The sequence below is a fragment of the Colwellia ponticola genome (assembly GCF_005885605.1).
Lineage (GTDB): Bacteria > Pseudomonadota > Gammaproteobacteria > Enterobacterales > Alteromonadaceae > Colwellia > Colwellia ponticola.
The window spans coordinates 147969-161372 of the sequence record NZ_SZVP01000002.1 but is presented as its reverse complement, the minus strand read 5'-3'; the positions used below and the strand labels follow the sequence as shown (position 1 = coordinate 161372).

General features: G+C 37.7%; 12 protein-coding genes. 6 read left to right on the top strand and 6 right to left on the bottom strand.

Annotation, left to right across the window (positions count from 1 at the left end; all coding sequences use genetic code 11):
* Window positions 1–147: 147 nt before the first annotated feature.
* Together FCS21_RS03745 and lnt are read left to right on the top strand one after the other, a co-directional pair.
* A complete protein-coding gene (locus tag FCS21_RS03745) occupies window positions 148–1026 on the top strand; it encodes a CorC family transporter (protein ID WP_138620656.1) in 879 nt (292 codons plus the stop codon).
* Window positions 1019–2674 carry an apolipoprotein N-acyltransferase gene (lnt, locus tag FCS21_RS03740; protein ID WP_246046981.1) on the top strand — a complete coding sequence of 552 codons (1656 nt, stop codon included), beginning with the start codon at window positions 1019–1021 and terminating at the stop codon, window positions 2672–2674. Before FCS21_RS03745 ends, lnt begins: the two co-directional genes overlap by 8 nt.
* Window positions 2675–2708: 34 nt before the next feature.
* On the opposite strand, the gene FCS21_RS03735 is transcribed toward lnt, so the two are convergent.
* Both FCS21_RS03735 and FCS21_RS03730 read right to left on the bottom strand, forming a co-directional pair.
* Entirely contained in the window at window positions 2709–3689 is a 981-nt protein-coding gene (locus tag FCS21_RS03735) for a GGDEF domain-containing protein (protein WP_138620655.1), read from the bottom strand.
* Between the two features lie 76 nt (window positions 3690–3765).
* Window positions 3766–4881: a response regulator gene (locus FCS21_RS03730; RefSeq protein WP_138620654.1), complete on the bottom strand. Its 1116-nt coding sequence runs from the start codon at window positions 4879–4881 to the stop codon at window positions 3766–3768.
* A gap of 185 nt (window positions 4882–5066) precedes the next feature.
* Here FCS21_RS03730 and tpx point away from each other — a divergent pair, with 185 nt between their 5' ends.
* The 3 genes from tpx (at window position 5067) to FCS21_RS03715 (ending at window position 7110) form a co-directional block, all read left to right on the top strand.
* A complete protein-coding gene (gene tpx / locus FCS21_RS03725) occupies window positions 5067–5744 on the top strand; it encodes a thiol peroxidase (RefSeq protein WP_138620653.1) in 678 nt (225 codons plus the stop codon).
* Between the two features lie 208 nt (window positions 5745–5952).
* Window positions 5953–6420 carry an Hsp20 family protein gene (locus FCS21_RS03720; protein ID WP_138620652.1) on the top strand — a complete coding sequence of 156 codons (468 nt, stop codon included), beginning with the start codon at window positions 5953–5955 and terminating at the stop codon, window positions 6418–6420.
* A 237-nt stretch (window positions 6421–6657) separates the two neighbouring features.
* On the top strand, window positions 6658–7110 hold the full coding sequence (locus FCS21_RS03715) for a YaiI/YqxD family protein (protein WP_138620651.1): 453 nt from the start codon (window positions 6658–6660) through the stop codon (window positions 7108–7110).
* Between the two features lie 71 nt (window positions 7111–7181).
* Here FCS21_RS03715 and FCS21_RS03710 read toward each other — a convergent pair whose 3' ends face one another.
* Both FCS21_RS03710 and FCS21_RS03705 read right to left on the bottom strand, forming a co-directional pair.
* A complete protein-coding gene (locus FCS21_RS03710) occupies window positions 7182–8006 on the bottom strand; it encodes an ion transporter (protein ID WP_138620650.1) in 825 nt (274 codons plus the stop codon).
* A complete protein-coding gene (locus tag FCS21_RS03705; protein ID WP_138620649.1) occupies window positions 8006–8665 on the bottom strand; it encodes an MBL fold metallo-hydrolase in 660 nt (219 codons plus the stop codon). Before FCS21_RS03705 ends, FCS21_RS03710 begins: the two co-directional genes overlap by 1 nt.
* A 203-nt stretch (window positions 8666–8868) precedes the next feature.
* Here FCS21_RS03705 and FCS21_RS03700 point away from each other — a divergent pair, with 203 nt between their 5' ends.
* Window positions 8869–10206, top strand: a complete 1338-nt coding sequence (locus tag FCS21_RS03700) for a sodium-dependent transporter (RefSeq protein ID WP_138620648.1) — start codon at window positions 8869–8871, stop codon at window positions 10204–10206.
* A 224-nt stretch (window positions 10207–10430) separates the two neighbouring features.
* On the opposite strand, the gene FCS21_RS03695 is transcribed toward FCS21_RS03700, so the two are convergent.
* Together FCS21_RS03695 and nudC are read right to left on the bottom strand one after the other, a co-directional pair.
* Window positions 10431–11798, bottom strand: a complete 1368-nt coding sequence (locus FCS21_RS03695; protein WP_138620647.1) for a DNA recombination protein RmuC — start codon at window positions 11796–11798, stop codon at window positions 10431–10433.
* Window positions 11799–11966: 168 nt separating this feature from the next.
* Entirely contained in the window at window positions 11967–12980 is a 1014-nt protein-coding gene (gene nudC / locus FCS21_RS03690; protein WP_171035622.1) for an NAD(+) diphosphatase, read from the bottom strand.
* Window positions 12981–13404 lie beyond the last annotated feature (424 nt).

Sequence of the window (13404 nt, the reverse complement as noted above, 5' to 3'; positions counted from 1 at the left end):
GCGTTAATAAAATATTTATAGACACTTTTATCAACACAAAAAATAACAGTTAACCCATATGATAGTGAGTACTTAATCAGTAAACTGACTCTCAATAAATTAATACAATATAGTACGATATAAAACTTAAGGAATATAAATAGCTCTATGAGCGACGACAACCCCCACTCTAGCAACGGTTCAGCGAATAAGTCCTTTTTGGATAGAATGTTACAAGTAATAACGCCTGAACCGAAAAATAAAGATCAACTAGTTGATATACTCAATGACGCCCAAGACAGAGAGTTAATCAATTCTGAAACCAAGCAAATGATTAAAGGTGTCTTAGACGTATCAGAAATGCGCGTTCGAGATATTATGATCCCTCGTTCACAAATGGTTACCATTGATATTAACCACAGCCTTGATGAGTTTTTACCCATTATTTTAGAGTCGGGTCATTCTCGTTTCCCCGTTTTTAATGAAGACATCGATCACATTGATGGTATTCTATTAGCAAAAGATTTACTCGCTTTTGGCTTTAACGCACAAAATGATAACTTTAGCCTCAGTAATATTATCAGACCTGCCATTATTGTTCCCGAAAGCAAAAAAGTTGAACCACTATTAAAAGAGTTTCGCTCTGACCGATACCATATGGCTATTGTCGTTGATGAATACGGTGGTGTTTCAGGCGTTATTACCATTGAAGATATTTTAGAACAAATCGTTGGTGAAATTGAAGATGAGACCGATGATGACATTGAAGAAGAAATTAAACATTTAGCGGGTAATGTGTATTTAGTTAAAGCGCTTACAGAGCTAAGTGATTTTAACGAATACTTTAATTGCGACTTTAATGAAGCCGAGGCCGACACCATTGGTGGTATTGTTTTACGCCAGTTTAACCATATGCCGCAAAAAGGTGAGTTATTCACGTTAGGTAAATTTGAGTTTAAAGTGCTTGTTGCTGATAGTAGGCGTATGCAGATGCTACAAGTCAGTGTGGATAAAAGCCACAATATCAATGGTAAATTGAGTGACTAACCACACTCAGGCTATCCCCAAAAAAGTGTCGCTTGTAAATACTATAAAAAATAAGCTAACCACGCCAAGTCATTGGCTATGCTTTTTGAGCGGTTTTTTATTAGTGTTTGCTTACGCGCCATTTTCTTATTGGTGGTTGGCCCTAATACTGCCCAGTATTATCTTATACCAAATAAGAAATGCTACCCCGAGAGCAGCCGCTAAAAAAATGGCATTATTTGCTTTTGGTTGGTTTAGCAGTGGTATTAGCTGGGTACATGTCAGTATTGACCAATTTGGCGGCCTACCGTTAGTATTTTCATTACTATTAATGTTGGCACTATGCGCTTATCTAGCACTTTTCCCTGCCCTTGCTGGTTACTTAACCGCAAAAATAACGCGTAATAAACACGTAAACTTATGGTTTTTTCCCTCTGTATGGCTGTTATGTGAGTATTTACGTTCGGTTGTACTCACAGGTTTTCCTTGGCTATCGCTTGGTTATAGCCAAATAGATAGCCCTTTAGCTAGCTTTGCCCCTGTTATTGGTGAAGTAGGCTTAACCGGCATTGTTCTGCTATTAAATATTTGCTGGGTAAAAATTTACTGTTATTGCTGTGCTCACCTCGCTAATGTTGACTCTACTTCTTGTCCAGACTTAGCCAACAAAGGCAATCAAAATACTCAGGTCATGGTAAAGCGATCCGCTAAGCATTTAGCGTTACCGTTAGTCTTAGCAATCACTATTATGTTAACAAGTGTAGCGCTTCACCAAGTAAACTGGACTGTATTAACAGGGAAATCGGCTAAAGTTGCCCTAGTTCAAGGTAATGTTGCTCAATCTATTAAGTGGCGGCCCGAGCAAGAATGGCCAACCATGCTGAAATATTTAGATTTAACGCGTCTTAATTATGATGCCGATATTATTGTTTGGCCTGAATCTGCTATTCCAGCACTAGAGCCTGCGGTACAAGATTATTTAACGAGCGTAAATAGCTCAGCCATGTTAAATAACAGTGCGGTAATTACCGGCTTAATTAACTACAATTTTGAGAGTAAAGAATACTTTAACGCCTTAATAGTTTTAGGCAAAAAAAATAGTGAAGATAACATAGGCTATCATTACAATCACAGCAACAGGTACTATAAAAGCCATTTATTACCCATTGGTGAGTTTGTGCCTTTTCAAGAACTATTACGTCCTATCGCGCCATTTTTTAACTTACCTATGTCTTCTTTTACTCCAGGTGAGTATGTACAACCTAATTTAGTCGCTAATAATTTACATATTTTACCGCTTAACTGCTTTGAAATAGCTTTTCCAGCACAGCTAGCCGCCAATTTAACTAACGATAGCGATATGATTTTAACGGTTAGTAATGATGCTTGGTTTGGTGACTCTCATGGCCCGCATCAGCACTTTGAAATTGCTCGTATGCGTGCACTAGAGTTTGGTCGTCCTTTAGTCAGAGCAACCAATAATGGCGTTACTGGAATCATCAATCATTTAGGTGAAGTTAGCGCTATTGCGCCACAATTTAAAGAGGTGGTATTAAGAGGCACAGTCGAGTTTGTTAGTGGTGACACCCCTTATAGTCAATGGCCAAATTTATTACTAGCTCTGATGATATTCATACCGCTGACGTTGATGAAGTACTGTAAATGTTAACCGTTAGACAGTAAATCTATTCTATATTATTTACTTAGCTAGCTTTCGGGCTGATTTTAGTTTGATGTAATGTCACTTTATTACGCCCCGTTTCTTTTGAGCAATACAAGGCTTCATCTGCACATTTAACCCAAGATTCATGACTTTGCATGCTCTCATCAACTTCAGCTATACCAATACTGACAGTATAGTTAATGCTAATATCATTATAAGTCACTATACTGCCAGCAACTTCTTTACGAAGTCGCTCTGCAAAAACATAAGCACTCTTAAGAGGTGTATCAGAGAGCAAAATAGTAAACTCTTCACCGCCATAACGACCACAAATATCAGTTTCTCTGACATGTTGACGTATTAAGCTTGAAATATGGCGAATAACGACATCACCTACGGTATGACCGTAACTATCATTAACCTTTTTAAAGTGGTCAATATCTATCATCACTAAGGAACTTGCATGGTGACTTCTGCCCCAACGCTTATACTCTGCTGCTAAACAAGATTCCCAGTGCGTTCTATTAAACAATTGTGTTAAACCATCTGTTTGACTCAAGACTGCTAACGCTTCATTGGCTTTTTTCAAACTCTGCTTATGAACCGCATTTTCAGTAACATCATACACTAACAAGCATAAGTGACTCACTTCACCAGTAGAAGAAATTAATGGAATAAAGGTGGTGTTTTGGTACATAAAATCAGCACTTCCCGTCACCGGACGATAGCTATCAAACTTAAATAAATAGGGACGTTGCTCCCAGATAGTAAAGGCTTTATTTTTTAATAAAAAAACTGACTCTGCTTTTCGTATAAACCAGTCTTGTGGTATTTCATCGAAGAGATCAAAAATCAATTTTCCTTTAACTTCTCGTGGTAATAAACCACTATGGTTTTCCATAAAACCATTAAAAATTTGAACGGTAAAATTTTTATCAAGTACAACCAGACCAACATCAATGTTATGTAACATTTCCATTAGCCAATGTAATTCATTTAATTGTGATTTTTCTAACGTCATAGCCAATTCCTATTGTCGCTTAATCGCGCTAACTGCTCTCTTTGTAGCAACAAATAATGTGCCTTTGTTAATGCCTCTATTCATCAATTAAGTAGGCTAGTTTATTGTTAAGTGTTTTCATCGAATTTTCTGTAAAGAGTAATAACAAATCACACTTAATAGGATAGTTCTCTATGCTATAGCTAATTTCTATTGCCAGTGTTTTTTTCCATTTGTTCGCATTATTAGCTATTAAATCAGATATTTTCCTATGTTGCCCTAACACCTCGGGGTGTCCTTGGCTAAATTGAATATCTAACTGCTCAGATACACCTTTTAAACAAGCACCAATTAGCACATTAGCTAAGTCCATTAAAAGCTCTAACTCCGTGCCCATATCCGCATCGTATTGGTAGTGCATTAATGAGGCGACATCTTTGAAGCTTGAATCATTTAAAATCAACAGTGCTTCACCTGAAATGCCTGCGCTAATAAACCCTTGGCAAACACCTGATGTACTTTCATGATTTTCGATATCTTTTAATGCCATGCGAAGTTCACTCACTTCAATGAAGTTGACATTAGGAATGGGTAACTCGACAAAAACATTAAGTAAACGAGCCAGTAAATCTGCGGCACGTCCCATAGCAACATTCGCTATTTCTTGGTAGCAATCTCGCATATCGGTCGACAACGTCATTTCCGGGATATCACTTGTTGACGTCTTTGTAACATCAGCGGTATGAGGTTGAGTCGCTAATGGTTGCTTAGTCGTTGGTATAGCAGATACGGTTTGTTGAGAAGTGTTAGGGCTGTTAACAGTAGTTTTCTCTTTAGACTTATCATTAGAAAAGACACCATAAGATGACAATACGTTAGTGAGTGTTTCTTTATTAACGGGTTTTTTAATAAAACCTAATGCCCCTAAACTGGTTACCCGTTGATGAGCTTCTGGTTGAATATCACCTGAAATCACAATAGTAAGTGTTGGCAAGTCTTGTGCTACAATAGCCTCTAGCACGTGATAACCATCCATTTTAGGCATATTAAGATCAAGTAAAAGCACATCACCTTTACCAGCTTTTATCGCTTCAAGTGCTTCTAGACCATTGCCTGCAAAACTAATCTCTACATCCCAATTATCAGGTAACGAGCGTGCTGCTTGTTTGCGCGCCATATTAGAATCATCACAAATTAATAATGTAGTGGTCATACACTGGGGCCTTACCTAATAAATGGCTAAACAATAGCTAGAATAACAACGGCTAAATAAACTTAGCTTCTATCCTTAACCATAAAGTATTCAAGACAAAACACAATGAAAAAAACGCTATTTATAGAATTTTTCTCCGTAAAACGCTAGTATCTGTCTTACCTTAACTCATTTTTTAATAGACCATGAAATTTTCCTCTATAAACATCATTTTACCTGTTTTTTTTATCATTAGTTTAACCTTAACCTCGACGAGTGGTGCGTTTAACTTTGACTTAAAAAAACTTCCTTCAACGCAGAACTTAGTTAAAGCAGGCGATAAATATATTACCCTGCTAGGCAAACAGGTAAAAGTGGGAGAGCGAGCCCCACAATTTAAAGTCGTTGATAAAAACTTTACGCCTGTTGCTTTAAAAGACTTTCAAGGGCAAACATTACTTATTTCAGTGGTACCGAGTTTAGATACGGGTGTTTGTGCTATTCAAACAAAGCGGTTCAATGAAGAATTAGCAAAGCTACCTGAAAACATTACGATTTTAACTATTAGTAATGACTTACCTTTTGCGCAAAAACGTTTTTGTGACGGAGAAAAGATCAATAATATGCACGTATTATCAGACTCAGTATGGCGAGAGTTTGGGGTTAATTATGGTTTATTAATTAAAGATATGGGCTTACTTACTCGCGCAATATTTATTATCAATGACCAAGGTAAAATTGTCTATAAAGAGCTAGTGGCTAATATCTCACAACACCCTAATTATGACAAAGCGTTAGCAAAGGTTAAGTACACTGCACCTGTTATCGTTGTTGATGGTGAAACAATAAATTTACAAAAAGATGAGTACACTGAAGAAAACTAAAAATAGATATTAAAACAAAGACTTAATATCTACCTATCAAGTAAATTGAAAATTTAAAAGCAAATAAAGAATAATTTATTTGCTTTTTTTATTGAAAAATAAGTAAGTAATCCCATCTATAATGTTGTAGTCGCCGCAAGGGACTACCATAACAGCCTGTTCATCATGAAAGGCACATATTATTGCTATATTAATAGGATAACTTATTATGCGTAACACGACAGATTTCAGCCCACTTTACCGTTCTTTTATTGGCTTTGACCACCTAGCTGGTTTAATTGATAAAGCATCCCAACCGGGTAAACAGTCTTCATATCCACCGTATAACATCGAATTATTAGCAGAAAATCAATACCGTATCACCATGGCTGTTGCAGGCTTTAGTGAGCAAGACATTGATATTGAATCCAAAGACAATAGTTTAATCATTATTGGTACTAAACAAGCTATTAATGCCGAACAAGACCCTACTAAAAGACCTCGTCAATTTTTACACCAAGGCATCGCTGAGCGTAACTTTGAGCGTAAATTTCAGCTAGGTGAACATGTAAAAGTGATTGGCGCTTTCATGGAGAACGGCTTACTGCATGTTGATTTAGAAAGAGAAGTACCTGAAGCATTAAAGCCTAGAAAAATAGCCATTAATGGTAAAAGCTTACTAAATAGCACTTCTTAAATTAACATTTTCGTTATATTAATGATTTTACTGCCCAGTTTTTAACTGGGCTTTTTATTATTTTGCCCCAGATTTTCTCTACCTAAACAATATTACAGCTAACTTTTATTAGTGCTAAGCCTCACTAAATGACAGTTAAACGTCTTAATAGCGATATAAAGCTATCTAGAGTCTCTATTATTAAGCCAATTTACGTTATCATACCCTAGTAGTTATAGTAAAACTCTAAGGATAAATATGAAAATTTGGGTTGATGCTGATGCCTGTCCAGTGGTGATCAAAGAGATATTATTTAAAGCAGCAGATAGAACAAAAATAACCACCACTTTAGTGGCTAATCATTACGTGCGTATACCTCCTTCCCCTTTTATCAAATTTATGCAGGTCAATAGTGGCTTTGATGTCGCTGATGATGAAATCGTCAAACGTGTAGAAGTCAATGACTTAGTGATCACGAGTGATATTCCGCTAGCCGATGAGGTGATAACTAAGCAGGCTATTGCTCTTAGTCCGCGTGGTGAGCTTTATACCAAAGAAAATATAAAGTCTCGACTTAACATACGTGATTTTATGGACACCATGCGCGCAAGTGGCGTACAAACCGGTGGCCCTGCCGCGTTAAGTCAAACTGACAGACAAAATTTTGCTAATCATCTTGACCGAATTATTACTCAATTTACACAGTCTTAATAAAGTTATTCAGTGAACCCTCTTGAGTTCACTGAATTTAATAAGCCAAATAAGGCCACAATAGTAGTTACTTAGCTTTTATTGAGTAGTAGCGCTTTAATTTCTGCGAGTTCCCTTTCTAAGTTATCAATTTGTGCGCGACTAGCTGGCTCGCCACCATCACCACTTTCACCATGCTGCTCCGCGCGAAACTGTTCATGTTCTTGGCCCATCACTTCTAATACTGTACCTACCATCATATTTAAAAAGATAAAGGCCGTTAAAAAAATGAAGGTTAAATAATAGATCCAACTAAAAGGGTGTACCGCCATGGTTTCATACATCACATCGGTCCAATCTTCAAAGGTGGCAACACGAAATAAAGTCAACATAGAAATAGAAACATCGCCCCATAACACTTCATTAATGCTGTGAAAATACATACTACCAATAGCGGCATAAATATAAAAAATGACAAACATAAGCAGCGCGATATACCCCATACGAGGTATTGCTTTAAGCAAGGCGTTAATCAATAACCGTAACTCTGGTACCATAGAAACTAGGCGCAAAACACGAAAAACGCGTAATAGGCGGGCGATGAGCACACCAGAGCCTCCGGCAGGTATTAAACTACCAATCACAATAACCGTGTCAAAAATGTTCCAACCATTTTTAAAAAAGCCTTTCTTTTGTGGGCAGGCTAAATAACGGATGCTTATTTCAATAGCAAAAAATACTGTTACCGCAACGTCTAATAGCAATAAGATGCCAATAACGTTAGCGGATAAGTTATGTGTTTTAACGCCTATAAGTAATGCCGACAATATAATAACTGCAATAACAATACCTTGAAATATCTTACTCTTATCTATTTTTCTTAATGTTCGCTGTGTTTTAAGTATTAAGGTATTCATTATTTTAAGCCTACGGCAACGTCACTGACATGAGGATTGTATTGGCGCTCTTGCCCAAAAGTGCTCATAGGGCCATGACCTGGAATAAAGCGGACATCATCACCTAAAGGGAATAAATTGTGGCGAATAGAGCTAATAAGCGTGGCATGATCTCCGCGAGGAAAATCAGTACGACCTATTGAGCCACTAAATAATACATCACCTACTTGGGCAATTTTTGATTCTCGGTGAAAAAACACCACATGACCTGGCGTATGACCAGGACAAAAATAGACTTCCATGATTATATTGCCAAAATTTACGGTATCACCTTGCGCTAAAAATCGATTTGGTACGAATTTTTTTGCATAAGCAAAAGCGCCACCAAAGCGTTGCTTTTGATCTTCCATACCATCAATCCAGAACTGATCAGCCTTGTGAGGCCCTTCAATCAAAACATCATAGTGATTGGCAAGCGCTGACGTTGCGCCGGCATGATCAATATGAGCATGCGTAATTAAAATCTTATTAAGTGTTAACCCGTGTTTGCTAATCGCAGCGATGATTTTTTCTATATCTCCACCTGGGTCAACCACTGCAGCCTGTTTAGTCTCACTGCACCAAAATAAGGTACAGTTTTGCTCAAAAAGTGTTACCGGAATAATTTCATGCTTTAACATAGTTTGCTCTTCTATGGATATTCTCGTCAAAATGACAATACTATCATCAGTTTCATTAATTAAATGAGAGCGCTATTATATACGGGTTATTAGGTAAGTGCACAATGACAATTTAAATGCCTTAAAACAATGATAACACTTCCCCTAGCAGCCTTAACTCGGTAAAATTTGTTCCATCATTTTTATCGACTATCCCCTCTTTTATGACCTCCACTTCTGCCCGTGATTCTTTTCATTCTCGTATTGGTTTTGTTCTCGCTGCAGCAGGCGCTGCCATAGGTTTAGGTAATATTTGGGCTTTTCCCACACAAGCAGCAAATAATGGCGGTGGCGCTTTTTTGTTGGTGTACTTAATAGTGACTTTTTTACTTGCTTTGCCAGCGTTATACGCTGAAATTTATATTGGTAATCAAGCACAAACTAACCCAGTATCTGCACTAACACAATCTTGTGGTCAACGCTTTAAAAAGCTCGGTCACTCTGCCGGTATCATAGGTATTATTGGCGCCATGATGATGCTAAGTTTTTACACTATCGTTGCTGGTTGGATGTTATCGCATGCGCTAGCATCGTTAACTGAGTTACTAGGTTTAAATGAGTTAGCACAATGGTTATCAACCTCAAGCACACTGCGCAATGTGATTTTTACCCCTATTTTTATTGTGCTAGGTGCCGCTATAGTACATCAAGGCGTACACAGCGGTATTGAGCGCTGGTCAGCACGATTAATGCCATTGCTATTACTGATGTTACTCGGGTTAATCATTTATATATTACAACAAGAAGGCGCAATGACAGGCGTAACGCTTTATTTAGTGCCTGACTTTAGCCAAGTAATGAACCCGAAATTAATTATTTCAGCGATGGGGCAAGCTTTTTTCTCACTAGCGATTGGTGTTGGCGCCATGATGGCTTATGGCTCCTATATGCCTAAAGGGCAAAGTGTCGGTAAGTTGGTCATTTCTATTACCTTGCTTGATACCTTTATTGCTTTTATTGCCGGCTTACTTATTATACCAGCGCTTTTTGTTGCTCAGCATAATGGTCAAGAAGTGTTTGTTGATGGTCATTTAATTGGTGAAGGTCAACTTATCTTTACTATTTTACCCACACTATTTAACTCCATGGGGGATATTGGTTTACTGGTCTCTTTTGGCTTTTTTGCCTTGCTATCAATTGCCGCACTCACTTCAACCATTTCATCTACCGAAGTACCCGTTGCTTATCTTATTGAAGATAAATCCATGAGCAGAAAACGAGCCACTTGGTTGATTTCTGGTGTGGTTTTTATTGCCAGCATGTTACTGGTCGCCTTTTTTGAACAGTTGTTTGGTTTAATCATACAATTATTAACCACTATTTTACAGCCGCTAATGTCATTGTTTTATTTTATTGTCGTCGGTTGGTTGTGGAGACGTGGAAATCAGTTAACTGATATCGCGCTGTTAAAAAAGCACTTGTCATTAAAGTTACTCGGCTTTTATTTGCGTTTTATTAGCCCAGTACTTTTAGGTATTGTCTTTATTAACGTTGCCTTTTAGCTCGAACGAAAGTTAATCTACAACGCTCAAGAAAACCTAGTTAACATGCTGACTATATTTACGGTAATGGCATCTATTGTGCCGTTATCGGTTAACTTTTTAATCGGCTAATTTACAGCGTTTTTCAGTGTTTATCTTTAAAGACAACATGTCAATACAGACCACAATCTATGTATAGTGAAATCTGTATAGTTAAAAATGACTATAAGCTAAACCTTCGCCTATTATTTAATATGCCCTAAAGATTTTTTATCGACAAGATCGACCTGCTCTATTTTCTCAAAGCGATTAGCTATTTTATCTGCCGAGGTGTGAATTTGTTTTACATCCATTGCCGCTTGGTCAATATGCTTAGCCAAATTTGCAAAGCGCCCTTTAAAGCGACTAAAGTCTTGAGCTAAATCTGATAAGTGCGCTTGAATTATGTGAATCTGCTGGCGAGTCGCTTCATCTTTAAGTACCGATCGCGCGGTGGTTAATATTGCCATTAAGGTGGTTGGTGAGGTTAGCCACACGCGTCTTTTATTGGCATAGTCAACCAAATCACTTTGATGTCCATGAATTTCGGCAAAAATAGCTTCCGCTGGAATAAACATAATGGCGCCGTCAGCCGTTTCATTATCAATCAGATATTTATCACTAATATCATTAATATGCTTTTTAATATCAACTTTAAACTGGCGCATGGCCGACTTTCGTTCTACTTCATGGGCTTCTAAATCTGCCATTTTACGGTAACTTTCTAATGGAAATTTAGAGTCAACTACCACATTACCGGTAGGTTTTGGTAAGAATAGAATACAATCGGCAATTTTACCGTTTGACAACGTATGTTGTAGTTTAAAGCTTTGCTCGGGTAATACGTTTCTTATCAAGCTATTTAATTGTACTTCACCAAACGCGCCGCGCGAGCGTTTATCATTAAGTACTTCTTGCAAGCTTACTACGTTGGTAGATAATTCAGTGATTTTTTTCTGAGCATCATCAATTAATGCTAAGCGCTGTAAAATATCGCTAAAGGTTTTGGTTGTTTTTTCAAAGCCTTCAGCAAGACGTTTTTCTACTTGACCACTGATCTCTTGTAGACGCTTATCGGTAGCCTGAGTTAAACCATCAATGCGTTTACTCATTTGATCTCCACTTTGTGCTAAGGTTTTAGCAAGTTCTTCTCGGTTCGCTTGCCCAGCATTATTTAAGTGATTAATCACCTGATCTAATGACTGACCTTGCTGGTTAGTCAGTTGAGTTTGTAATTCATTCACCTGCCTCATTAATTTAATGCGCAAATCAGCCATCTGTTGTTCAATATTATTAGCTAACTGCAATTGTTGCTTATCGTGGGCTTGTGATAGCTGTTGTTGATTAATTTGTTGATAATGATGCTGTAACTGTACGGATTGCTCGGAAAGTTGCTGCGTTAATAGCTCACTAAACAACGCTTGTGTACGTGCTTCTTGCTCGGTACTTTGCACCAGTAACGTTTTTTTAATGGCTGAAAGACGAAATAATACCGTTATTAACATTAACAATAATATCAATGTCAGACTCAATGCTAGTGGTAAAAAGTGTTGTTGTTCGAAGGGAAAATTCATATTCTACTCTTGAAAAACTAATGAAAAGTCTCTTGAAAACGCTTTTCAAGAGGTAAACCAAAATAGGCACTGTGTTTTATTACAGTACCCATTAACTATTAAATCATACCTCGCTAGGTTCAACCAGTACTTTAATAGTTAAGTTAATTGAGTACTGGCGACTTAGCGTTAGTACTGCCCTATTTGCTTTTTTCTCCAAGCGTTGAGTAAATAAGATGAGATTGAGTCAACACTACTCATTTTATATTGCGGATTATCGCTGTTATCACCTACTTGCTCGCTCTCATTCTTGTCAACAGAGCTTGCCTGAAAGTCATTGAGTTGTTCGCGTGAAAACCATTGCGCGTGATCTAAATCATCTTGGCTAGTAGCAATGGCTTCAGAAGTGGCGACCGCGGTAAAACCGAGCATAATCGACGCAGGAAAAGGCCAAGGTTGTGAGGCAATATATTGTGGATTTTCTACCATAATAGTGGCCTCTTCAAAAACTTCTCTGATCACCGTTTGCTCAAGCGTTTCACCTGGGTCAACAAAACCTGCCAAGGTTGAATACATACCTTCAGGCCAATTAGCATTCCTCCCAAGTAAACACCTTGGAATACCATCCGCAAACATTCTCTCTACCAACATGATAACCGCAGGGTCAGTACGTGGAAAAGTCATATTACGACAATTATCACAACGTCTAGCATGCCCGGCTTCAATGAGACGGTTAATTTGCCCGCATTGTCCACAAAATTGATGGCTTATATGCCAGTGAACTAAACCTTTCGCTAAAGCAAGAATTGAGGCATCAATGGCTGATAAATTAGCGGTAACTTTTCTAAGGTTTTGCCATTGCCCTATATCATGTAAATCTTCCTGAGTAGAAAAACGCAATTTAGTAAAGTCGATAGCAAAGACTGAACGAGCCACTGCTTCATCAACACCGGCTTTGGCGATACTTTCTTTATCCAAGCTTCCTTTACCCAAATAAATGCAACTATTAAGTTGTACCGTCGGTAATTGTGTTTTATTCAAATAAAGAGGTGAAAAATCATCCGCTTTATCAAAAAGACACTCGCCATCGTTAATAACACAAAATAACGTGCTTTCATGGCTAAACTCACCGGTTAACCAGCGCTTATTTTTTCGTTGGTTGCTTCCTCTATCTAACTTCATATTATTGTAGGCAAACGTCATGACTTACTGCTTTCCTTCAGTGCTTATATCCAAGCATTATTTGACTTAAGTTTTTATTAAAGGGGTATTATAAGGAGTAAAACAGATAAAAAATATAATGAGTATTCAAGAAGCTCCTTAAGCCATTAATAACGTGACTAAAAGCACTCAACTCGCATTATAAAGACAGCTTGTTGTAACTGAGCTATAGGCTTTACTATCTTTAGCTGCACTTCAATAAGCCTCTCAACAATATAGTAATTACTTAGTTTTACTTTGAGTCGTTTATTGATTTTTTATCCGTTATAGAAGTCCACAAGATTCGACAAGTGCCGACAACATTATTGGTCTTACTAGGCTCGTGCCGAACGACCACCAATACTGCTACCAATACTAGGCAGCTTAACGCTATAAAAGACAGATATAAAAAGCGCGCTTATAGCGT

Bases quoted from the DNA above. Each gene is read 5' to 3' on its own strand.
- FCS21_RS03720 (WP_138620652.1), top strand. From the start codon at position 5,953: ATGCGTAACACGACAGATTTCAGCCCACTTTACCGTTCTTTTATTGGC.
- FCS21_RS03695 (WP_138620647.1), bottom strand. From the start codon at position 11,798: ATGAATTTTCCCTTCGAACAACAACACTTTTTACCACTAGCATTGAGT.
- FCS21_RS03715 (WP_138620651.1), top strand. From the start codon at position 6,658: ATGAAAATTTGGGTTGATGCTGATGCCTGTCCAGTGGTGATCAAAGAG.
- FCS21_RS03700 (WP_138620648.1), top strand. From the start codon at position 8,869: ATGACCTCCACTTCTGCCCGTGATTCTTTTCATTCTCGTATTGGTTTT.
- FCS21_RS03705 (WP_138620649.1), bottom strand. From the start codon at position 8,665: ATGTTAAAGCATGAAATTATTCCGGTAACACTTTTTGAGCAAAACTGT.
- FCS21_RS03745 (WP_138620656.1), top strand. From the start codon at position 148: ATGAGCGACGACAACCCCCACTCTAGCAACGGTTCAGCGAATAAGTCC.
- nudC (WP_171035622.1), bottom strand. From the start codon at position 12,980: ATGACGTTTGCCTACAATAATATGAAGTTAGATAGAGGAAGCAACCAA.
- FCS21_RS03730 (WP_138620654.1), bottom strand. From the start codon at position 4,881: ATGACCACTACATTATTAATTTGTGATGATTCTAATATGGCGCGCAAA.
- FCS21_RS03710 (WP_138620650.1), bottom strand. From the start codon at position 8,006: ATGAATACCTTAATACTTAAAACACAGCGAACATTAAGAAAAATAGAT.
- tpx (WP_138620653.1), top strand. From the start codon at position 5,067: ATGAAATTTTCCTCTATAAACATCATTTTACCTGTTTTTTTTATCATT.
- FCS21_RS03735 (WP_138620655.1), bottom strand. From the start codon at position 3,689: ATGACGTTAGAAAAATCACAATTAAATGAATTACATTGGCTAATGGAA.